Below are 22,916 nucleotides of genomic sequence, written 5' to 3' on the forward strand. Positions count from 1 at the left end.
TGTTGTCACCAAGCTGGACGACGAGAACGCCAATTTCTATAATGTGCTGACTGATTTGAAGTCTACGTTTGGCCCGACGGTGTGCCCTGTGGTCGTTCCCGTCATTGTTGACCGCAAGGTGGACTCCTACATCAACCTTATTGAGATGAAAGCGTACCGCTATAACCAGAACGGAAAGGCAGAGGAAATCCCTATGCCCACTGCAGAGCTCTCCGAGAAGCTAAGCTATCGGGTAGACGGTTTGATTCAGGCATTCTCCGAGGCAGTTGCGGAAACTGACGAGGAACTCTTTGAAAAATTCTTCTCCGGCGAGGAGTTCTCCCAGAAAGAGCGAGTGGACGGGATCCACAAGGGCATGAAAGACGGCACCATCACACCGGTTGCCTGCGTTTCCGCACAGAATATGGAGGGCATTGACCTGCTCTGCAAAGAGCTGGAACTTCTGGTTCCGACCGTCGGAGAGACCGACGAGATTCCGGCAGAAACCGCATCCGGCGAACTGACCGTTCTGCATCCCGCTGCCGGAGAACCCGTCTGCGCACAGGTTTACCAGACACTCTCCGACCCGTTTGTGGGAAAACTGTCCATGCTGCGTGTGGTTTCCGGAACACTGAAAGCCGGAGCGGAACTGGTGAATGCTGCCACCGGCTCCGTTGAAAAAATCGGTAAGCTCTTCTTCCTCTGCGGAAAGAAGCAGCAGGAAACCGACTGTGCCGAGGCAGGCGACCTTGTTGCAACCACCAAACTCTCTGCAAGCACTGGCGACACACTCTGTGCCAATAGCCGTGTGGTAAATCTGCCACGTGCAAGTTTCCCGAAGTCCTGCTATTCCATGGCAGTGCGTCCGGCAGCAAGAGGGGATGAGGCAAAGGTTGCCGGAGCAATTCAGAAGCTTCTGGAGGAAGATCAGACCCTCTCTTATGAACAGAATCCGCTGACCAAAGAGATGATGCTGTCCGGACTGGGCGAACAGCATCTGGCAGCAGTGGTTTCCCAGCTGAAAAACGACTTCGGTGTGGAGGTTGTCCTCTCCGTGCCCAAAATCGCCTATCGGGAAACCATCCGAAAGAAAGTCAAAGTACAGGGCAGACACAAGAAGCAGTCCGGCGGTCACGGACAGTACGGCGACGTTTGGATCGAATTTGAACCGTATCCCTCTGACGAACTGGTCTTTGAAGAAAAGGTGTTCGGCGGTGCCGTTCCGAAAAACTTCTTCCCGGCAGTGGAAAAGGGATTGCAGGAGTCTGTGGCCAAGGGCGTTCTGGCGGGATTCCCTGTGGTCGGCGTCAAGGCAATTCTGGTGGACGGTTCCTATCATCCGGTAGATTCCTCCGAAATGGCGTTCAAGACAGCAGCTTCCATTGCCTACAAAGAGGGCATGAAGCAGGCAGAACCGACACTGCTGGAACCCATCGGCAGTCTGGAGGTATCCATCCCCGACGACAACACCGGCGACATCATGGGCGACCTGAACAAGCGCCGGGGCAGAGTTCTCGGTATGAATCCGTCTGACGAAGACGGCATGACTACCATTCTGGCAGAAGTTCCGCTGCGTGAAATGGCAGACTTTGCAATGCAGCTGCGCCAGATGACACAGGGCGAGGGGGTATTTACCCTTACCCCCGTCCGCTATGAGCAGCTTCCTGCCAACCTCATGACCGAAGTCATTGCCGCTGCATCGGAATAATCTGCATTGAAATACGCTCAGTTTCTCTCCAAAATATAAAAGGTCGGCTGTTCCTATTCTGGAACGGCCGGCCTTTTTCGGTTATTCAGCTTTCTTCTTTTTTTTCTTTGCCGGTTTTTTCACAGGCGTTTTCCAGTCCTCGGGTTCCACCGGAAGCACATCTTCAAACATTGCGTAGAACTTCATGGGAATGAACCGATCCATGTGGCATTTGCCAAAGAACCACTTGCGGTATTCGCACTGCTTGATAATATCCTCGAAAAACGTGTGAATTTCCAGACGCTGCTGCATGTCCACACCCAAACAGTCCTTCAGAGAAGCAGGCGGCTCGTGTGTGATAATGTAATCCACCTTTGCATCGTGCAAATTTAGATTGTGGATGGCACGGCGAATCTCGCTGTGCGTGGGCTGTTCCCGCTGCCACCAGTTGCGGGTGCCCTGCCGGAATTCGAAATCCTGACTGTGCCCGCCGCCAAATGCAAAAAATGTGCGGTCATCAATGGTGAAAATCTCCCCACGCATCATGTGGAAAATATTCGGTGCAATGAGATGCGCCATACCGCCACGCCACCGAACAGTGCGGAAACGATGTTCCAGAATGTCGAAATTCTCGTGACAGCCGTCCACGAAAGCAATGGTAAATGGCTTCTCCCGCAGCTTCCGCAGTGCCATTTGCTCCTGACGGGAGCCGTCCCAGATAAATCCAAAATCTCCGCAGACGATGAGCACATCGCCCGCTTTCATTTTTTTGAACACAGGATCCTTAAACCGTGACAGATCGCCGTGCATATCTCCTGTAATATATACCAAAAGAGAAACCTCCTTATCATCCTTAACTATGTTTCACAGAAACCTATGAAATCTCTTGTTTGCAGTGCCTATAAAGTTATTTTATCACATTCTTAGAAAAAGGTAAATATAATTTTAGAAAAAGTCTTTTCGAATCGAAAATTTTTTGCTATAATAGTATGTGGGATTGTTTTTACTTTCACTATAAAAGAATTTTGAGGAGGGACTGCACTTGATGCGCCTATTCCATTTGACAAAAAGAACCTTTGCAGGAGTTGTTTCCTGTTTGATTGCCGGTGTTCTGCTGCTCTCCGAGTCTGCACTGTGCACCAATGCATATACTTTTACCCCCGACATCACGCTGCATAGTGCAGCAGCCATTTTGTACAATCAGGATACCGAACAGATCCTGTATGAAAAGAACGCCGATCAGCAGCAGGCTGCCGGACATCTGACGCAGATCATGACTGCAATTGTCGTCATGGAAGCCTGTTCTGATCTCGACGGCACCAAGATCACCGTGAACAATGAGCTGTATGCCCCGCTCTATGCATATGAATATGCCGACGATCTCCGCTACGCCGATATTTACAACGGCGATGTGCTGAGTGTGCGGGAGTTGCTGTACGCCCTGATGCTGACATCCTCCTGTGAGTCTGCGCTGGTTCTGGCGGACTATTTCGGCGACGGAGAGATCAACACGTTCGTGCAGGAGATGAATGACAAAGCTGCGGAGATCGGCTGTACCGCAACGACATTCACCAATCCCACCGGTCTTTACGACAGCAGACAACTGACAACTGCACGGGACATGCTGCTCATCACCAATTATGCGCTGCAAATCGATGAGTTCGAAGAAATCGCAACTGCCGTCACATTTTCGCCCAGCATCTCGAACACCACCAACCATCCGGACGCTTCCGCTTGGACATGGACACAGGCAAACGCCATGACACAGGAGACCAGCAACTATTACTACAAGGGTTCCAAAGGCATCAAAACCGGCAACCTTACCAAAACCGGACGGAGCATTATCACAGAGGCAACGCAGGAGGGCAACTCCTATCTGGTCATCCTCCTGAATGCGCCGTTTGTGGACGAGAACGACGAGCTGACCTATTACCACATCGAAGATGCCACCAATCTGCTGAACTGGGCATTTCAAAGTCTGTCCTATGTCACATTGCTGGAAAAGGACGAAGAGATTGCCGAGGTTCCTGTGATGAACTCTGATGGAAACACTTATGTTCTGGTACATCCCAAGGAAAACTGTGTGCTGCTCTGGTGCAGCGATGTGGACACAACAGCGGTACAAAAAACCATTCAGCTGGAGAAAAATGTTCAGGCACCGGTCAAGGCAGGGGAGCAGCTGGGCACAATGGAACTGAAATTCTCCGGCGAGGTTATCGCCACTGTACCGCTTGTTGCCGTCAGCAATATAGACCGCTCGTTCTCCAAGTTTAACGCCTACGCCCTGCAAAACTTCCCGCACTCCCCGTGGTTTCGCTACGGACTGATTGGCGGAAGTGTTTTGACTGTGCTATACATCGCCCTGTGCATCTATGCCTCCTACCGTGCAAAACGCAGTGTCCGGCCGGAAGACCCCATTCATCTGATTCCCCACGTCACGGAGTTCGAAGCACCGAAAAAACAGCAGAACTGGAAGCGCTCGGAAACGGTCTTTTATCATGGTCCGGAGTCCCACGAGTCTGCATCAGCCGAAAAACCGGAATCGGAAAAAGAAACCACAGGTCCTCGCCATTGATTTAAGGAGATGAGCATTTGAAAATCGCAGTCGCACAGACAGAAATTCGGCAAGACGATCCTGCATATAATCTGCAAAAAGCAGAACGCTGGATTGCCGAAGCAGCCTTCAATCAGGCGGAACTGATCTTGTTCCCAGAGATGAGCTTTACCGGATTTTCCAACCACTTGCAACTTCAGTTTGCAGCAGCAGAAACCATCTTCCAACGAATGCAAACGGCAGCCAAGCAGCACCGTATCCACATTGGATTCGGCTGGACTTCCGCTGAATCTGACGGCAGAGGAAAAAACCACTACACCATTCTAACCCCAGACGGCGAATCCTGTTTGGACTACACCAAAATCCACCCGTTCTCCTATTGTCAGGAAGACCGCTTTTTCCAAAAAGGAACACAGCTGGCACACGCTACGATCTCTGGCATTCCTGTCAGCGTCCTGATCTGCTATGACCTGCGGTTCCCGGAGGTGTTCCGCATTGCTGCCCGAAGCGCTGCGCTGATTTTCGTGCCGGCAAACTGGCTCTCCCGCCGAAGCCGCCACTGGCAGATCCTTCTGCAAGCACGTGCTATTGAAAATCAGGTCTACCTGCTGGGTGTTAACTGTGTTGGGACACAGGGTGACTTGCAGTTTGTAGGCGGCAGTCAGCTTGTAGACCCGGAGGGAACTGTGCGTCTGGACTGCGGCTCTGCGGAACAGCTGGCGTATGTCACTGTGGACAGCGACGTCGCCGAATTCCGGCAGGCGTTCCCGACCTATCGGGACAGCCAGACCGCACTGTATGCCGATCTATATCAAACCGTGCGAAACAATCACTGACAGAAAAAGCGGTGGAAAACCGATTCCGTTCGGATTCTCCATCGCTTTTCTTGTACCATGTGATATCAAACGCAATTATTCCTGTGCTGCGTCTTTTTCATAAGTGACTTCCTTGGCCTTCAAAAAGAACGCATGGATTTCCGGATACTTGTCGGCGATGCGCATGGGCTTGATCTTAGTGTCGGTAAAGCAATGAGAGGACGTTGCCACTGCGCAGAGCTTTCCGGTTTCCACACAATAGATATCATAGCGGAGTTCCAGCTTAAAACCGTTGTACTTCGTGATATAAGAGTACACTGCGAGATGCTCGCCAAAGTGCAGCGAATTCTTATAGGTGCAGGAGACACCCAGAACCGGCAGCATCAGCCCCTGATCCTCCATCTCCTGATATCCCACGCCGATCTTTCCCATGAAGTCCACACGTGCCTCTTCTGTCATATGGATGTAATTGGAATGATTGACAATGTCCATGCGGTCGGTTTCGTGATAGAAAACCATTCGTGTATACGGTGTAATCTGCATCTTCTGTACTCCTTTTCTAGGCGCCGATTTCTTTTCTAATAGCATAGCATATTTTTTGAATAAATGCCACCTGTTTTTGTGGACATTCTGTAAAAAGCATTTTGCACTTGGAGATGAACGAATTATGACTCTCACATTTTCCATTCCTGATACCGTTTGCGCCATCATCCAGCGCCTAGAATCCCATGGCTATGAGGCGTATGCTGTAGGCGGATGTGTGCGTGACATGCTCTGCGGGCGCACACCGCACGACTGGGATCTCTGCACCAGCGCACTGCCGCAAGAGATCTGTACGTGTTTCTCGGATCGTCCGCTTATCACCGCTGGCGAAAAGCATGGGACAATTGCAGTGCTGTGGGACAGCGTGCCATATGAAATCACAACATACCGTATTGACGGCACCTATGCTGACGGGCGCCATCCGGAGCAGGTATACTTTGTGCGAAGTCTGAGGGAGGACTTGCGCCGGCGTGATTTTACCATTAACGCCATGGCATACCATCCCCAGCATGGACTGGTGGACTTATACCACGGCGCAGCGGATTTGCAGCAAAAGATAATCCGCTGCGTTGGAAAACCGGAACAGCGTTTCCGTGAGGATGCGCTCCGCATTCTGCGGGGCCTTCGCTTTGCTGCGGTCTATGCTATGCAGCTGGATCCGGAGACGGCACGGGCTTCGCATCTTCTCGCCCCCACACTGCGCCAGATTTCTGTAGAGCGTATTGCTTCAGAGTGTTGTAAGCTGCTGGCTGCACCTGACCCGACAGTGATTCTTCGAGCGTTTTCTGATGTTTGGATGCTGCTGTTTCCGGAGTTGGAATCTGTGCCGTGGGAACAAGCGCTATCTCGAATAAAAGCCGTTCCGGCGGAATGTGTTCTGCGCTGGGCAGCCTGTCTTTACGACATTCCCGGCAAAACCGCACGAAACATGCTTCTGCGTCTTCACATGGAGCGGAAACAAATTCAGGAGATTACCGCATTGCTTCAGCTGCGAAACACACCCATTCCGGAGATGGCGCGTGATATGCGCTGCCTGCTGCTCACAACAAAGCCATCCCTGCTGCAAAAACACATCCTGCTATGGGCAGCAGATCAGCACATTCCTAAGGCACAGTCGCAGCGGGCGAAGCAGTGCCTGACAGAAACCCTCGCCAGCCCCATCTGCTTTCGTCTGAAAGATTTGGCAGTCAACGGCGCTGATCTTCTTGAGATCGGCATCAAAAAAGGACCACGCATCGGCGTGATCCTTCATACGCTGCTGCAAATGACCGCAGCGGAAATTCTTCCCAATCAGAGAGAGTTGCTTTTGCAGGAGGCGAAAGTATTATCGGTTAAGCCTCTGCCGCTTCCGGAAGTACAGCCTCTTCAAGCGCATCCGCTTCGTCCGATTCCTCCGGACGGCCAAGCTCCAGATAGTAATGATTCAGATAATCGTGATAGGACTCCTGAAATTCCTCATCATTCTTCTTGAGTTTGTACAGATACTTGTGAATGTTCTTCTGCTCATCGATCTCAATCAGAACGCCGGCAATGTTGGAGCAGTGATCGGAAATCCGCTCGATGTTGGTCAGCAGATCCTGATAGATATAACCCAGCTCTACGGTGCAGGCATCGTTTTGCAGACGCTTGATGTGACGGTTCTTCAGCTCCACATTCAGCGTATCTACCACTTCTTCCAGCGGTTCTACCTGATGTGCAATGGCAAGGTCATCATTTTCAAATGCCTGAAACGCCAGATTCAAGGTTTGCAGCAGTGCGTCGGAGATAACGTGCAGTTCTCTGGCAGCATCTCCGGAGAAATGAATGCCCTTTTTGTGCAGCTCACAGGAGGACTCCATGATGTTAAACGCATGATCTCCGATTCGCTCAAAATTACCGATACAGTGCAGCATCTTGGAAACCGTGCGGTTGTCGTTCGAGGCGATGCTGTGCTTGCTGATGCGTACCAGATAGGCGTTCAGCTTGTCCTCATACTTGTCGATCTTCTCCTCGTTCTTTCGAATCTGTTCCTCCAGATCCTCGTCATAGTGGAAGAGAATGTCAATGGCAAGCTGTATGGTTTTCTTCGAAAGCTCTGCCATCTCTACAGTGACACCGTGACATGCTTCGATTGCAACTGCCGGTGTTGCGAGAAGACGCTCATCCAGAATGATTTTCTTCTCCTGTACTTCCTTTTCTTTTTTGCTGTCACGAATCAGCAGGTACGCCATCTTTTCCAGCTGCTTGGTAAAGGGAAGAAGCAGCGCAGTTGTCACAATGTTGAATATCGTGTGTACCAGCGCCACGCCTGCCGGATCAATGGCAGTTGCCACAAATCCAAACTGGAAAATCCAGTGCAGAAGATAGAACACCGGCAGAATGATCAGAGTACCGATACAGTTAAAGCAGATATGCACTGCTGCAACACGCTTTGCGTTCTTGTTCACGCCGATGCTGGACATCAGTGCTGTGACACAGGTACCAATGTTCTGTCCCATGATGATGGGGATTGCCATGCCGTATGTCACCTGTCCGGTCAAAGACAGCGCCTGTAAAATGCCCACAGAAGCAGCAGAACTCTGGATAACACCGGTAAAAACCGCACCGACCAAAACGCCCATCAGCGGATTCCGGAATGCTGTCAGCAGGCTGGAAAACTGTTCCGATTCTGCCAGCGGACTAACGGAATCGCTCATCAGCGTCATGCCAGTCATCAGCACGGAAAAGCCTACCATGATGCGTCCGATGTCTTTCGTCCGATTGTGCTTCGCTGTCATAATCATGACTACACCCACCAGCGCAATGATGGGGGAGAAGGACTCCGGTTTCAGCATGCGCAGGAAGATGTTGTCGCTCTCGATTCCCGAAAGACTGAGAATCCACGCAGTCAATGTGGTTCCAATGTTGGAGCCCATCAGAACACCAATGGTTTGGCTCAGCTGCATGATGCCGGAGTTGACCAGCCCTACAAGCATGACCGTCAGTGCAGAGGAGGACTGAATGGCAATGGTGATGCCCATCCCGAGTAAAAGGCTTTTGAACTTGTTGGAAGTCATCTTTTTCAGAATGACTTCCAGCTTGCTGCCCGCAAGCTTTTCCAGGCCGGACGACATGACATTCATTCCGTACAGGAAGAACGCCAGACCGCCCAGCAGGGTAATGACAGAAAAGATATTCATAACTTTCTCTCCTTATTTCAGGGAATTGGCGCAAAAAAGCGCAGACCAAGCCCCCGATTGATAGCATTATTATAGGATCACCGTGTAAATTCTGAACGCATCGTTTGTAAAATCCACGTAAAATATTCCCGATTCCTGTCGGCTCCATCTGTTCCGCTGCTGTTTGCTGCACCCTGATTTTTTGGGTTTCCCTGCACTATTTTTTTCATCGCCTATTGCATTTCCTGCCGTTTTCAGGTATAATATAGAGGATAGGCAAATCGAATTCTTGATTTGAAGTGGAGAACGATATGAAAAAGTGGCACATTCATCAGGCGGATGAAAACATTGCGAAAAAAATTGCGCAGGGCAGCGACTTGTCCTACCTCTGCGCACAGGTACTGTCTGCACGCGGTATTCGGGACATGCAGAGCGCATCGGATTTTTTTCAGTGTGAGAAGCTGGAAGATCCGTTTCGAATGGCAGACATGCAGGACGCTGTAGACTGCCTGAACCAAGCCATTGCAGACGGAACCCGCATCTGCATCTATGGCGACTATGACTGCGATGGTGTGACCTCCACCGTCATGCTGTACTCCTATCTCTTCGAAATGGGAGCAAATGTTACATACCGCATCCCGGAACGTGAGGAGGGCTACGGATTGAACCCAAATGCTGTTCAGGAGATGAAGGACGCTGGCGTGGAACTCATTGTTACTGTGGACAATGGCATCACTGCAATCCGAGAGGCAGAGCTGATCCAATCTCTCGGTATGCGGCTTCTGGTGACAGACCATCACCAGCCGCTCTCGGAGCTGCCGGAGGCGGAAGCAGTCGTAGACCCGCACCGCCTGGATGAAACAGCGGCGTTCCGCAACCTGTGCGGTGCAGGCGTTGTCTTAAAGCTTATCATCGCCATGGAGGGCGGCGACGACACCATTGCAATGGAACAGTACGGCGATCTTGCCGCTATTGCGACAGTCGCCGATGTGGTGGAACTCGCCGGAGAAAATCGGTGGATCGTTCAGCAGGGACTGCGGCTTCTTGCCAACACAGAGCGTCCAGGACTGCTGGCGCTGATGGAAAAGAGCGGGATTCTGGGCAAACCGTTCAGCTCCACCACCATCGCATTTTCTCTTGCGCCACGTATCAACGCATCGGGGCGTTTCGGTTCTCCGCTGACAGCGGTGAAGCTCCTGCTGTGCGAAGATCCGGAAGAGGCTGCGGAGTTGGCAGAAGAGCTAGACCGCCGGAATCAGGCACGCAAAGAGGAGGAAGCTGAAATTCTCCAGCAGATCGCTGCACAGGTACAGGAGCATCCGGAATTGCTGCAGCAGCGTGTTCTGGTATTCGCCGGCGAAAACTGGCACCACGGCGTCATCGGTATCGCTGCCTCACGGCTACAGGAGCGATTCGGCAAGCCGACCATTCTGGTCACCATTGAGGAAGGAACCGCCCGTGGTTCCATGCGTTCATTCGGAGCGTTTTCCGCATTCCGCTGCCTACAGGCATGTGAATCGGTACTCCTGCGATACGGCGGACACCCCGGCGCCGGCGGATTTTCGCTGCCTTCAGATCAGGTGGAAACTTTTCAGGAAATGGTACAGTCTTACGCCAGGGAGAGTTTTCCGGTAATGCCGGAGTTCACGCTGGAAGCCGATAAACTGCTTTTGCCGGAAGAACTGACGCTGGAGAATATTGCTTCGCTTTCCGTCTTAGCGCCATTCGGCGAGGGAAACAGCGTGCCGGTTTTTGCCGTCTGCCACGCTGTGCTCCAGCAGCTTCTGCCGCTTTCCAACGGCGTTCACACCAAACTCCGTGTCACGTATGGCACCATGGCAATGGACTTGCTGCTGTTCCGGACAAGGCCGGAGGAGGTGCATCTTCAGCCGGGCGATGCCTGCGACTTCCTGATTACCGCAGAAGTCACATCGTATCAGGGGAACAACCGGATTTCCGCCATTGTCAAGGACTACCGGAAGAGCGGAACGCCGCAGGCGAAATATCTCGCCGCCAAAAACACCTATGCGCAGTTCTGCCGGCAGGACCCGCTGCGTCCGGCATTCTATCCGGCGATCACGCCAGTGCGTGAAGAACTGATTCAAATTTATCAGAGAATCCCGCTGACTGGAATTGCCATAGACACACTGTTTTTCCAATTGCAGGCGATGCCGCAAATGAACTACTGTAAACTCCGGCTGGCGCTGGACGTTTTCTCAGAACTGGGATTGATACAGCAGGATGTTTGGCTGGAGCAGATCGTTCGGCTTCCCGTAAAGAGCCACGTCGATTTGCAGTCCTCCAAACTGCTGCAAGGGATACAACAAAAAGGAGCGATGTTACGATGAAAAACGAAGTGCAGTCCGGAGAAGAATTTCCGGAAAAAAGATGTACCCAGAAGCCGGTCGCAATCTCTGACTTGACCCACAAGATCTTAGAAACAGACAAGCAGTACGATTTGAGCAAGATCGTATCTGCCTATCAGTTCGCCAAGCAGGCACACGGCTCTCAGACACGTTCCTCTGGTGAACCGTATATCATCCATCCGCTGTCGGTGGCGATGATTCTGGTAGATCTTGGCATGGACACTGATACGATCTGTGTCGGCCTGCTTCATGATGTGGTAGAGGATACCGAGTACACGCTGGACGACATCCGGAAAAAATTTGGGCAGGATGTGGCAGTTCTGGTGGACGGCGTTACAAAACTGAACCGTATTCCCATCTTTGACAAGGAACAGCAGCAGGCAGAGAATGTGCGAAAAATCCTCCTTGCCATGTCCCATGACATTCGTGTGATGATTATCAAGCTGGCAGACCGCATTCACAACATGCGCACGCTCTGCTTCCTGCCGCCCGCCAAACAGCGCCGAATTGCGCTGGAAACCATGAATGTTTATGCGCCCATTGCACACCGTCTCGGAATCCGTACCGTCAAAGAAGAGCTGGAAGACCTGTCGTTCTATTATCTGGACTCCTTTGCCTATGCGGAAATTGAACACATCATGGAGATCAAAAAGGACGAGCGTGAGGCGTTTATCGGCTCCATCAAAGAGCGTATCCGGAAGCGTCTGGCGCAGGAGCACTTTGCCAAGGAACCGATTATTGAGGGACGTGTCAAGAGCATCTACGGCATCTATAAAAAGGTGTATATGGGGCACAAGAGTATGGATCAGATTTTCGATAAGTACGCTGTGCGTGTGATCGTTTCGACTGTCGCCGAATGTTATATGGTTCTGGGTATTGTGCACGATATGTTCCGTCCGCTGCCGAACCGCTTCAAGGATTATATTTCCACGCCAAAGTCCAACATGTACCAGTCTCTGCATACCACCGTTCTTGGCAGAGAGAGTATTCCTTTCGAAATCCAGATTCGCACATGGGATATGCACGTTTCCGCAGAATACGGTATCGCTGCCCATTGGAAGTACAAGGAAGGCATTCAGGGCAAAGATAAAATGGAAGAACGTCTGGCGTGGGTGCGTAAGGTTATTGAAGCACAGCAGACCTCTGACGACGTGGAAGAGATCGTCCGTGCCATCAAGAATGACCTCTCGCCGGAGGATATCGTGGTTATGACACCACGGGGCGATTCCATTTCTCTGCCGGTTGGCTCTACCGTCATTGACTTCGCCTACCGCATCCACACGCAGATCGGACACAAGACCATTGGCGGTAAAGTGGACGGTAAAATGGTTCCGCTGGACTACGAATTGAAAACCGGCGAAATCTGCGAAGTGCTCACCAGTAAAGACCCCAACAAAGGCCCGAACCGTGCCTGGCTGGGCATTGTCAAGACCAACGAGGCAAAGTCCAAGATTCGCTCGTGGTTTAAGAAGGAATGTCGGGAGGAAAATATCACCACCGGCAGAGCAAGTTTGGAGCAGGAGTTCAAGCGCTGTCATATCAATCTGCCGGAATCTGAGTGGGCGGAATTTCTCGCCGATGACCTCAAGCGCCACAACTGCGACACCGTAGAGGATTTCTATGCTTCCATCGGATACGGCGGTATCACACTTTCCAAGATCATGCCGCGTCTGAAAGAGGTTTACGTCAAGACGCACGGTGCTGATGAAGAAAAGGAAAGTGCCGTCACCGTTCCCACCAAAGAGCTGTCGCCGCAGAAGAAAAGCTGTATCATTCTGGACAAGATCAACGACTGCGCTTTCAAGTTCTCCCAGTGCTGCAACCCACTCCCCGGAGAGGAAATCGTGGGCTTCGTGACAAGAGGACACGGCATCTCGGTGCACTCTGTAAATTGCGTCAATTATCAGGCTGCTTTGAAACGCAACGATCCGGAAGAGATGGCACGCTGGCTGCCGGTGCGCTGGTCGGAGAACACCTCTACCGCATTGATTCCCACCAGCATTGAGGTCGTCGCCTCTGACCGTGTGGGTCTGGTCTTTGACATCACAAAAATTCTCTCAGAATCCCATATTCTCATCGTTCACTCGTCCTCCCGCAACCTGCGCAACGGCAATGCGATCTTTGAAGCCAGTGTTCAGGTGGCAGGGGCAGACCAGCTGAAATCCATTATGGATAAGCTGCGCAAGATTCAGGGCGTAATCTCTGTGGAACGTGCAAAAAAGTAAGGAGGAACTGCCATGGAATATCTCAGTCTGATGCTTGGCTCTCTTGCCACCAACTGTTATCTTTTGAAATTGGGCGACGGAAAATGCGTCATCGTTGACATTGGAGAGGGTGCGCCGGTACTCCTGCGCCGTCTGGAAACTGAAAAGCTGACACCATGTGCCATTCTGCTGACGCACGGTCACTTCGACCACATTGCCGGCGTGGAACAGGTGCGGGAAAAGTTTCAGATCCCCGTCTACCTCCATGCGCTGGATGTCCCGATGCTCTCGGACAGAAACGCCAATCTGGCATACTGGATTTCAGACAGTCCGTTTCAGGCAGTGCAGGCGTGGCAGACCGTTGCGGATGGGCAGACACTCACCATTGCGCAAAAAGATTTTACCCTCATTCACACACCGGGACATACACCGGGAAGCGTCTGCTGGAAATGCGAGGATCTGCTGCTGACGGGGGACACGCTGTTCCATATGTCACGTGGCAGAACGGATTTCCCCGGCGGAAGCGATGCCCAGATGCTGGAATCTTTCCGAAAGCTCAAGGCGCTGGAGGGAGATTACCGTGTACTGCCGGGACACAACGAGGAATCCACGCTCTCCTTTGAAAAAGAACACAATCCAACCATGCGAGGTCTTTAACACATGCCAATTGAAGAAACAAAAACACCAAAACCATTTCCCATCGTCTTTTCCGGACACACCCTGAAATATGAGATCGAGTGCATCTGCAAAATCTTTCTGCCGATTCGGAAATTCACATTTTCCTACGATACAACGGAACTGCCAGCTGATGCAGAAGAGGGGGCTGTTCTCACCTTGGAACAGCTGGAATCCTCCACACGTTTCTACGTCCAGGTTCGGTATCTGGGACAGAAACTGGAACAGACGCAGGACTTTCCTCCATGTTCTCCGGAATCGGAGAAGCAGCTCTGCGAGTATCGTTTCAGCGCCATGCTGTTTCGGCTTCTGGAACAGATCACAGACATTCATCCGGCGTGGGGACTGCTGACCGGCATCCGCCCCGTGAAAAAGGTACAACCTCTACTGGAACAGGGGCTTTCGAAAGAGGAAGTCTGTCAGAAGCTCCACGAGAAATACTGGATCTCACCGGAAAAGCTCTCGCTGGTCTATGACACTGCGCTAGTACAACAGCCGTTGCTGGCAAACACGCCGAAGCACGGAATCAGCCTGTACCTCTCTATTCCATTCTGTCCCACACGGTGCAGCTATTGTTCGTTTGTGTCACACTCCATCGCACAGGCACACCAGCTGATTCCCGGCTATCTGGAAAAGCTCTGCGAAGAATTAAAGCTTTGGGGACAGCTGGTACGGGAACAGGGATTGCTGGTGGATACGGTCTATTTCGGCGGAGGTACGCCGACCTCTCTGACTGCACCGCAATTGGCACAGGTACTCACAGCAGTACAAGAGAATTTCGACCTCTCTCATCTGCGGGAGTACTGCGTAGAAGCGGGCAGACCGGATACCATAACACCAGAGAAACTGAAAACATTGAAGCAATTCGGGGTAGACCGCATTTCTGTCAATCCGCAGACCATGCAGGACAGCGTTCTGGAAACCATCGGCAGAAAGCACACCACGGTGCAGACCATTGAGGCGTTCCGTATGGCACGGACAGCCGGATTTGATAATATCAACATGGATTTGATTGCCGGATTGCCCGGAGATACACCGGAGGGATTCCACGATACCTTGGAGCAGATTCTTGCGTTAAATCCGGACAGCATTACGGTGCACGCCCTGACTCTGAAACGTGCAGCAAATCTCTTTGCAGAGGGGGAGAGTCAGGTGCACAATCCGGTGGAACAAATGGTGCAGGAGAGTATGCGGCTGCTGCCGGAGCACGGCTATGCCCCGTACTATATGTACCGGCAGAAGAATACGATCGACAATCAGGAGAATGTGGGCTATGCCCGTGCCGGAAAGGAGTCCCTGTATAACATCCTGATTATGGACGAGAGCCAGTCGATTTTCGGTGCCGGATGCGGAGCCTCTACCAAACTGGTAGAACCCTGCGGTAAAATCACACGAATCCATAACTATAAATTCCCCTATGAATACATCCGGCAGTTTGACCAGCTTATGGAAAAGAAGCAGCAGGTGCGGGAGATTTGTGCGCAAATTCGGGAACAGGAAGAGGCGTAAAAATGAGTTTGATTTGCATCCAGGATCAAGATGAATATTACCAAAACGGAACCTTTGCATCTGTTTTATTTCAGCGTCAGATTCCCATTCACATTGACCCAGAGGCAGATATGGCATATGCGGAGCAGTGTGTGGAACATTTTAACCACCTCTCAGACCAGATGATCGATCAATTTTGTAAGATGGCAATTGCCTATTGTGAGTTCATGCGTGAAGAATGGGCAGAATTTGAAGATATCTATCCGGATATTGTAGAAGCCATTCAGCGTGAAATTCCGAAAAGACTGCATGGGAGAGAAGTGTTGTCATTTTTGACCACGCCCGAAATGTACATTGAACCGCCGGAGGAAGCTGTTTGCGGATATAGCATTTCCAGTGCCTGCGTCTGGGAACCGGAGCATGCACTGGACTGGATCATTCGTGGAGATAAAATTCTCTATGTAGGACCTTGTGAGGGTATGGGTGCATGGCAGGAGGAAGAAGATTATGAAACGATCTTCTGAGCTTTAATGGAAAGAAGAATGTATGGACTTTGATAAAATCGGAAAATATCTTTGTTTTATTTTGCGGCATCATCCGGAGAAAATCGGCATCACGCTGGACGAGCACGGTTGGGCAGATGTGAACGAACTCCTTGCCGGTATTTCAGAACGGTGCCCTTTGTGTCGGGAACAGCTGGAAGAAATTGTTCGTACAGATGCGAAAAGTCGCTATTCGTTCAGTGCAGACGGGCAGCTGATTCGTTGTAATCAGGGACACTCGATTCCAGTAGATGTGGAACTGGAACAGGTGCTGCCGCCGGAATTCTTGTGGCATGGAACGGCAGAACGGTTTTTGCCGGCGATTTTTCAGGAGGGACTGCGGCGAATGAGCCGGCTGTATGTGCATCTGTCTGCCACGCCGGAAATTGCACAGACAGTAGGAGCACGTCACGGAAAGCCAGTGGTGCTGCGGGTGCAGACTGGAAAAATGGCAGAGGACGGCTATGCTTTTTACCGTTCGGTAAATGGTGTCTGGCTGACGGAAGCAGTTCCGGCGAAATATCTGGAAGAAATGAAATAATCGGGCAGCATCGCACAAATGTAAAGCGAATTTTGTGCGGTGTTGCTTCTGTATCAGGCGGTGGAGAGTTGAAAAAGAACGATATTTTTGAAACAGAAATCATTGATATGACCACGGAAGGCAGCGGTGTCTGTCGAGTGGACAACATGGCAGTATTTGTGCCGCATACAGCAGTAGGAGATCGGATTCGAGTGCGAATTGTGAAAGTGCTGAAAAGCTATGGCTTTGGCATCGTGGAAGAATTGCTGGAACCTTCGGCGGATCGTATTTCGCCTGCCTGCCCGTTGTCGCAGTGTGGGGGATGTCTGTTTCAGCACATTACCTATGCCGCAGAATTGCGAGTTAAGGAAAAGGCGGTGCAAGACGCCTTTGTGCGAATTGGAAAGTTGTCGCCAAATTTCCTGCCGATTCTGGGGGCGGAATCTCGATTCAGATATCGCAATAAAGCGCAATATCCTTTTGCAGTGGAGAAATCCGGTACGCCAATTCTAGGCTTTTTTGCGAGAAGAAGCCACCGAGTTATTCCGGTGGAGGATTGTCTGCTACAGCCGGAACTGTTTGGAAAAATTGCAGCAATGGTGCTAGAGTTTGTGCAAAAAAACAGAATTCCGGTATACGATGAAGCCAGCGGAACCGGGGAACTGCGCCATTTGTATCTGCGGTGCGGGCAGCATTCGGGAGAGATAATGGTATGCTTTGTCGTGCGGAAGCCGATTCGGAAAAAATTGATGCCGTTGATACAGAAGCTGACGGAGCAGTTTTCGCAGATACAGAGCATTGTCATGAATTGTAACCCGAAGAAAACCAACGTGATTCTGGGAGATTCTACAGAAACACTGTGGGGGAAAGATACAATTACAGACACTATGTGCGGAAATGCTGTAGATCTTTCGCCGGAGTCGTTTTATCAGGTGAACACGATACAGGCGGAACGGCTTTATGGTGCAGCAAAGGCTTTTGCACAGCTGACGGGGAAGGAACGGCTGCTGGATTTGTACTGTGGTGCCGGAACCATTGGGCTGTCTATGGCAGATACGGTGTCGGAATTGGTTGGCGTGGAAATTGTACCGGAAGCGGTAGAGAATGCCAAGAAAAATGCTGCAAGAGCCGGCGTGGGAAATGCGAAATTTCTTTGCGGCGATGCAGGTAGCATTGCAGCACAATTGGCAGAGCAGGGGATTGCACCAGACGTTATTGTTGTCGACCCGCCCAGAAAGGGCTGTGATGACATCGCAATTCAGGCAATGACGAAAATGCAGCCAAAGCGAATCGTCATGATCTCCTGTAACGCCACCACCGCTGCAAGAGATTGCGCCGAATTAGGAAAATTGGGATATGTGACAGAACAAGTACAGCCGGTGGATTTGTTCCCGGGGACGGGACACGTCGAGTGCGTGGTATTGATGTCAAGAATTACGCAAAAATAACTGAGAAAATGCCTATTTTGCGTGGTTTTTGCAATATCATCAAATCTACGCACTCGGAACATATGCTGTAAGTCAGTTCACGGAAACATATCTGACAGCAAATCTAAGCACTATCAAAATACAGCACTCGCAGGTTGAGTGCTTGAAAATGTTGTATTTCGGGTAGGGTTGAGTGCGTGGATTTGTTGTCACATAGAATCACAAAAAAGCCCTCGCCACTATCGTATTTCCACGACAGCAGCGAGGGTGTTCGCTTATTTCACATATTTACTTCAACAATTACTCCCGACAAAAATTCAAACTCCAATTTATCCCCAAAAACCGTGACTTTTTTCAGCATACGCTTTACCAATGATTCCTCAAAGTTGTTTATTTTTGTCGGCTGCTCATCAATGAAAGATTCAAGTTCTTCAATCCGTTTTAGATAGTCATTTCTCGCATTTTCGCTCATTGTAAGCTCATCTCTCTGCTTGCGGAGAGCATAAATCTCGCTTGCTATGTCGGTGTAGTCCTCATGCTCCTCGGCTTTTGCGACAAGCTGGCGTTCAAGATCTGCAAGTTTTGCATCAATTTCTGCCGTACTTTCGGAATTACCGTCTGTCAGAACGCTCTCGATGTTCCTTTTTAGCTGAAGAAGATACTCTTGCTTTTCTGCAATAATTCTGTTTAGTGCTTCCACAAATGCAGCTTTCAGACCCTCTTCGTTTATTGTCCGTGCGTGGCATCCGTTCTTATCACGCAGCCGTGTCGCACATCGCCACACAATGGATTTTTTACCACGGTTATTCCAGTGAATTCTGTTGAACTGATCTCCACATTCACCGCAGACAATCAGCCTTGTAAAGCAGTGATTCGCCGAAAAACTGCGCTTTCTGCCCTTGCAGTCCTCAACTGAGCCACGCCTTGCCATTTCCTCCTGCACCGCAAGAAACAGCTCTTTCGGAATGATTGCGGGGTGATTGTCGTCAACATAATACTGCGGCATGATGCCCGTATTCTTCACTCGCTTTTTCTGCAAAAAGTCCGTGGTATATGTCTTTTGCAGCAATGCGTCACCCATGTATTTTTCATTTTCCAATATCTTTTTGACTGTGCTGTCATACCAGCGTGTTTTGCCACGACCTGTGAGCATTCCATCACGCTCTAAGCCTTTGGCAATTTTGATACAGCTTGCACCCTCAAGATATTCACGGAAGATTCGCTTGACTGTTTCTGCCTGTTCAGGATTTATCACCAGCTTTCCGTCAGCGTCTTTATCATAGCCCAGAAAACAGGCGCAATTCACCATAACCTTCCCTTGCTGAAAGCGATATTGCATTCCAATTTTTACATTTTGACTAAGCGATTCCGACTCCTGTTGTGCAAGCGACGCCAAAATTGTCAGCATAATTTCACCGCGCTGGTCGGTGGATTCAATGCCCTCTTTCTCGAAAAACACAGGGATATTCTTGTCCTTCAGCTTGCGGACAAAATTCAAGCAATCCACGGTATTTCGGGCAAAACGTGATATGCTTTTTGTGACAACATAGTCAATTTTGCCGTCCATACAATCCTGAATCATTTTGTTGAACTGCTCACGGTATTTGGTCGAAACTGCTGATATACCGTCATCGGCATATATGCCTGCAAATTCCCATGCAGGGTGATTCGTGATGTAGTCATAATAATGCTCATACTGTGCCTCGAAACTGGTCTGCTGTTCCTCGTTTTCCGTAGAAACTCTGACATAGGCGGCAACACGCAGTTTTTTGACCGTTTCTGTATGCCGTGCGGTGTTGTTGCCGATCTGCGGTTTTGGTGGGATTGTTCTAACCATTTATTTCACTCCTATCAGACTGTATAAATATTCTGCCTGCTTTGTAAAATTTTCTTGCGGTTCTCTTTCATCAGAAAGCACAAAATTTGTGCGTATTACCGGTACTTTTCGTCTTGTCTTTCCCGTAGATTTCTGACGTTTTTGCAGTTCTATCTGAACTCGACTGAATAAATTTTCATCCACGATTTTCGGATAGAAACTGTTACCGATGTAACATTTTCTCTGTAAAAGCTGCTTTACCATACTGTGGGTAATTGGATGTCCGGCTGTTTTTGCGGATTCTGTCAAACTCATGCCCGATACATAATTCTGAAAAATCTGACGGACCTTATCAGCGGCTTCTTCTACAATAAAAATTTTTCCGTCTTTTACTTCGTAGCCGTAGGGAATGTGGCTCATAGCAGTGCCTCCTTTAACGTCAGTCCGCATTTCAGCTGAATGCCGATGCTGTGGCGATCATATACGATTATTTTCTCAATAAAATCCGTTGCAAAAAAGTCCTTAAACTCCGTCTGCATTTCTGCACTGTCAAGGAAATGCAAGAGTTTCTCGGTTTCTGCAACCATTTCGGAATTTCCGGTATCAATCTGACTCAACTGCGTGATCTGCCTGCGAAGCTCCTCTGAACGCTTGTTACTTGCGTTCTGATCCTGAATAAACATTGCAGGCTTGATGATCTTGTCCGCAAGAAGATGCCGAAGAACATCAATTTTTTCTGATTCCTTTGCAAGTTCTACCTTCAATTTCTGAATTTCCTCGGAATTTGCATTGCATTTTTTTAATCCTGCAATATACGGTACAAGTATTATTTTTCTGCCAAAAATCAGCTTGTTCATCATCGTAGTGATCGTTGCTTTCAGTGCATCATCACGCACATATTTCATAGAGCATTTCTGAATGTCATCAATATGTGTGGTACAAGCCCATGCGATTTCAGAACCGTGGTCGTGGATTCTCCGCTTGAAAGTTCCGCCACATTCTCCGCAGACGATAATTCCCGAAAACGGGTATCTTACTTGATATTTGCTGTGTCCTTTGACAATGCCCTTTTCAGCAGCTCGCTGCTCTAAAAGTCGGTTTGCAGTTTCAAAAATCTCACGGCTTATTATAGCCTCGTGATGATTCTCAATGAAGATTTGTTTTGACGAATTTTTGGTTTCATGTCTGCGGAAACTGCCGTCTGTGTAGGTTTTCTGAAAAAGAGCGTCACCCGTGTACTTCTCATTTTTCAGCATATCACGAACGGTGGAAGAACTCCATTTTCCGCCTTTTCTTGTAGGCACGTTTCTTTCACGGAGCAGCTTGCAAATGGAATGTGTGCTGTGTCCGTTTATGGCGAGATTGAAAATCCAGCGGACAATTTCAGCTTCCTGTTTATCGGGTATCATTTCACCATTTTCGTTTTTCACATATCCATAGGGTAAATAGGATTGCTTGTATGTACCGTCCTGAAAACGCTTTCGGATAGCCCATTTTTCATTTTCGGAAATCGAAATAGACTCCTCCGCCGCAAAACTGCTGAAAATGGAAAGCATCAACTCGCTGTCCATATTTCCTGTGTCTATATGCTCTTTCTCGAAGTAAATGAAAATGCCTTTGTCTTTCAAATTACGTGCGATTTGCAGACAATCCACGGTATTTCGGGCAAAACGACTGACTGATTTCGTCAAAATATAATTGATTTTTCCTGCATTGCAATCACGGAGCATATTCTGCAAACCGTTTCTCGTTTCAGATTTTGTTCCGGAAACGCCTTCGTCAAAGTAAAGTCCCGCAAACTCCCAAGTTGAATGGGCTTTGATGTACATTTCATAATGCTTTTTCTGCGCGTCAAGGCTCTCTTTCTGGTCAAGATTATCGGTCGATACTCTTGCGTAGGCAGCCACTTTTTTCTTAGGCGTTTTCGGCTGCGGTCTTGCGTCAATTTTTGTAACAGCCATTGACTTTCCCTCCTTTCGGTATGAACATATTAAATGGTTTTTGACGATATATCAAGTCTTTTCGGCAATAAGTCGGCGTAAAGGGGTGAGAAAGTTTGGCGGTTTAATGCGGTTAATTTGTCATATTCGTCAAAGGAAATCAGTCCTTTTTCAAGCATTTTTTCGGTGAGAGTCTGCACCATAAAATAGCCGAGTTCATCATGATTTTCTTTCATTAAAATGCCCCCATTCATACTTCGGAAAAAAATCAGTTCTTGTGATAAAAATTATCCCGGAGCAGTTTTAACAACTCCGGGATAGAAAAAATTTTGAGATAATCAGATGTCAGATTTATTTACCCAACCAGTCACATACTTGCCAATCGGCGTATTACCACAGTTTTTCAGGCTGTTTGTAATTCTCATTCTTTCGCTGATGACCTTGCCGTCGTACAGATAGAACGTACCGGAACGCTTTACACCGGTCTTTGCAGTAGCGGAGGCATAGAACGTCACATCCTTCAGCGTAATTTTCGTACCCTTTGTGTAGGACTTTGCATTGCTGAAAACAACATTCCCATTTGCATCAAAGACAGAATATCCCGTCTTGCAGGCTTTTTTCGCATTTTCCAATGAGGAATATGCCCCAATCTGCGACTTAGCATCAGCCCATGTTTTTCTTACTCGATAAAGCTGTTTTGCAGGTGTAGGAGTTGCCGGTGTAGAACCAGAATTAAGATAAGATTGTACCTTAGCTTTAAAAGCTACCCAATGAGGCAGAATGTACGCAGGACACATCTTGTAAGGATTTCTTGCAGTATTGAGATAATCCACAGTACCCGATTTTCCGTCCCTGACATTGAGCCAGTGGGTGTGGGTAAAGAGGTGGTTAATATCAAGATTGTATTTCTTCAGCAAAGCTGCCGCCAATCTTGCACAATTGCCCTCAGACTTCTTATCTGTCACATTATACGCAGATGACATAATACACTCGATCGCAATTGTTTTACGATTGCCATTGCCACTACCATCAGCGGCGTGCCAGCCGCTCAGACTGTGGGGCAGATTCTGCCATGCACAGACATTGTCCACATAGTAGTGCACACGAACATCGTTCATGTTGTTATTGACGGTTGCCCTTGTGTACTGTTCCGCAGGGGTCGTGCCGCTTGCTACTGTGATCCAGTCGGTGTTATGCACGGTCACACCGATGATTTTGCCCTC

General features: G+C 49.4%; 18 protein-coding genes and 1 pseudogene. 11 read left to right on the forward strand and 8 right to left on the reverse strand.

All coding sequences use genetic code 11. From position 1 onward, the window contains the following. Window positions 1–1,687, forward strand: a 1,687-nt coding sequence (locus QZL66_RS08700; protein ID WP_293602088.1) for an elongation factor G, incomplete at its 5' end; no start/stop codon positions are given. 81 nt (window positions 1,688–1,768) lie between these two features. Here the strand turns inward: QZL66_RS08700 and QZL66_RS08705 are convergent. Beyond that, complete coding sequence (locus QZL66_RS08705; RefSeq protein WP_022411329.1) at window positions 1,769–2,497, reverse strand: metallophosphoesterase family protein; 729 nt, start codon at window positions 2,495–2,497, stop codon at window positions 1,769–1,771. A 265-nt stretch (window positions 2,498–2,762) separates the two neighbouring features. Here QZL66_RS08705 and QZL66_RS08710 point away from each other — a divergent pair, with 265 nt between their 5' ends. Beyond that, the gene (locus QZL66_RS08710) at window positions 2,763–4,241 is read left to right on the forward strand and encodes a D-alanyl-D-alanine carboxypeptidase family protein (protein ID WP_293602090.1); all 1,479 of its coding nucleotides are present in this window, start codon (window positions 2,763–2,765) and stop codon (window positions 4,239–4,241) included. 17 nt (window positions 4,242–4,258) lie between these two features. Continuing rightward, entirely contained in the window at window positions 4,259–5,056 is a 798-nt protein-coding gene (locus QZL66_RS08715) for a nitrilase-related carbon-nitrogen hydrolase (RefSeq protein WP_022411331.1), read from the forward strand. Between the two features lie 75 nt (window positions 5,057–5,131). Here QZL66_RS08715 and QZL66_RS08720 read toward each other — a convergent pair whose 3' ends face one another. After that, window positions 5,132–5,578 carry an acyl-CoA thioesterase gene (locus QZL66_RS08720; RefSeq protein WP_022411332.1) on the reverse strand — a complete coding sequence of 149 codons (447 nt, stop codon included), beginning with the start codon at window positions 5,576–5,578 and terminating at the stop codon, window positions 5,132–5,134. 124 nt (window positions 5,579–5,702) lie between these two features. Here QZL66_RS08720 and QZL66_RS08725 point away from each other — a divergent pair. Continuing rightward, window positions 5,703–6,884, forward strand: a pseudogene (locus QZL66_RS08725) (CCA tRNA nucleotidyltransferase); the annotation flags it as partial. A gap of 25 nt (window positions 6,885–6,909) precedes the next feature. Here QZL66_RS08725 and QZL66_RS08730 read toward each other — a convergent pair. Further along, window positions 6,910–8,736 carry a Na/Pi cotransporter family protein gene (locus QZL66_RS08730; protein WP_022411334.1) on the reverse strand — a complete coding sequence of 609 codons (1,827 nt, stop codon included), beginning with the start codon at window positions 8,734–8,736 and terminating at the stop codon, window positions 6,910–6,912. 290 nt (window positions 8,737–9,026) lie between these two features. Here QZL66_RS08730 and recJ point away from each other — a divergent pair, with 290 nt between their 5' ends. The 7 genes from recJ to rlmD all read left to right on the forward strand — a co-directional run bounded on the left by recJ (window position 9,027) and on the right by rlmD (window position 17,958). Further along, the gene (recJ, locus tag QZL66_RS08735) at window positions 9,027–11,063 is read left to right on the forward strand and encodes a single-stranded-DNA-specific exonuclease RecJ (protein WP_022411335.1); all 2,037 of its coding nucleotides are present in this window, start codon (window positions 9,027–9,029) and stop codon (window positions 11,061–11,063) included. Then, complete coding sequence (locus tag QZL66_RS08740; protein WP_022411336.1) at window positions 11,060–13,306, forward strand: RelA/SpoT family protein; 2,247 nt, start codon at window positions 11,060–11,062, stop codon at window positions 13,304–13,306. The genes recJ and QZL66_RS08740 overlap by 4 nt, the downstream gene beginning before the upstream one ends. A gap of 12 nt (window positions 13,307–13,318) precedes the next feature. Further along, window positions 13,319–13,942, forward strand: coding sequence for an MBL fold metallo-hydrolase (locus tag QZL66_RS08745; protein ID WP_022411337.1), 624 nt, complete (start codon window positions 13,319–13,321; stop codon window positions 13,940–13,942). Window positions 13,943–13,945: 3 nt separating this feature from the next. Beyond that, window positions 13,946–15,469, forward strand: coding sequence for a coproporphyrinogen dehydrogenase HemZ (hemZ, locus tag QZL66_RS08750; RefSeq protein ID WP_022411338.1), 1,524 nt, complete (start codon window positions 13,946–13,948; stop codon window positions 15,467–15,469). Window positions 15,470–15,471: 2 nt separating this feature from the next. Then, complete coding sequence (locus QZL66_RS08755; RefSeq protein WP_022411339.1) at window positions 15,472–15,972, forward strand: DUF6985 domain-containing protein; 501 nt, start codon at window positions 15,472–15,474, stop codon at window positions 15,970–15,972. A 22-nt stretch (window positions 15,973–15,994) separates the two neighbouring features. Beyond that, window positions 15,995–16,531 carry an RNA 2'-phosphotransferase gene (locus QZL66_RS08760; RefSeq protein WP_022411340.1) on the forward strand — a complete coding sequence of 179 codons (537 nt, stop codon included), beginning with the start codon at window positions 15,995–15,997 and terminating at the stop codon, window positions 16,529–16,531. A 68-nt stretch (window positions 16,532–16,599) separates the two neighbouring features. Next, window positions 16,600–17,958, forward strand: a complete 1,359-nt coding sequence (rlmD, locus tag QZL66_RS08765; protein WP_022411341.1) for a 23S rRNA (uracil(1939)-C(5))-methyltransferase RlmD — start codon at window positions 16,600–16,602, stop codon at window positions 17,956–17,958. 259 nt (window positions 17,959–18,217) lie between these two features. On the opposite strand, the gene QZL66_RS08770 is transcribed toward rlmD, so the two are convergent. The 5 genes from QZL66_RS08770 to QZL66_RS08790 form a co-directional block, all read right to left on the reverse strand. Further along, the gene (locus QZL66_RS08770) at window positions 18,218–19,774 is read right to left on the reverse strand and encodes a recombinase family protein (RefSeq protein WP_022411342.1); all 1,557 of its coding nucleotides are present in this window, start codon (window positions 19,772–19,774) and stop codon (window positions 18,218–18,220) included. Beyond that, the gene (locus tag QZL66_RS08775; RefSeq protein WP_022411343.1) at window positions 19,775–20,173 is read right to left on the reverse strand and encodes a site-specific recombinase; all 399 of its coding nucleotides are present in this window, start codon (window positions 20,171–20,173) and stop codon (window positions 19,775–19,777) included. It abuts the gene before it with no gap. Continuing rightward, window positions 20,170–21,714 (reverse strand): recombinase family protein, encoded by a 1,545-nt coding sequence (locus QZL66_RS08780; protein WP_022411344.1) that lies wholly within the window; start codon window positions 21,712–21,714, stop codon window positions 20,170–20,172. The genes QZL66_RS08775 and QZL66_RS08780 overlap by 4 nt, the downstream gene beginning before the upstream one ends. Before the next feature lie 29 nt (window positions 21,715–21,743). After that, entirely contained in the window at window positions 21,744–21,929 is a 186-nt protein-coding gene (locus tag QZL66_RS08785) for an SHOCT domain-containing protein (protein ID WP_021681017.1), read from the reverse strand. Between the two features lie 102 nt (window positions 21,930–22,031). Next, a partial coding sequence (locus QZL66_RS08790; RefSeq protein ID WP_293602099.1) for a peptidoglycan recognition protein family protein occupies window positions 22,032–22,916 on the reverse strand: 885 nt, incomplete at its 5' end.

It is taken from the genome of Ruminococcus sp. CAG:330 (assembly GCF_000437175.1).
Taxonomy (GTDB): Bacteria; Bacillota; Clostridia; order Oscillospirales; family Ruminococcaceae; genus Ruminococcus_C.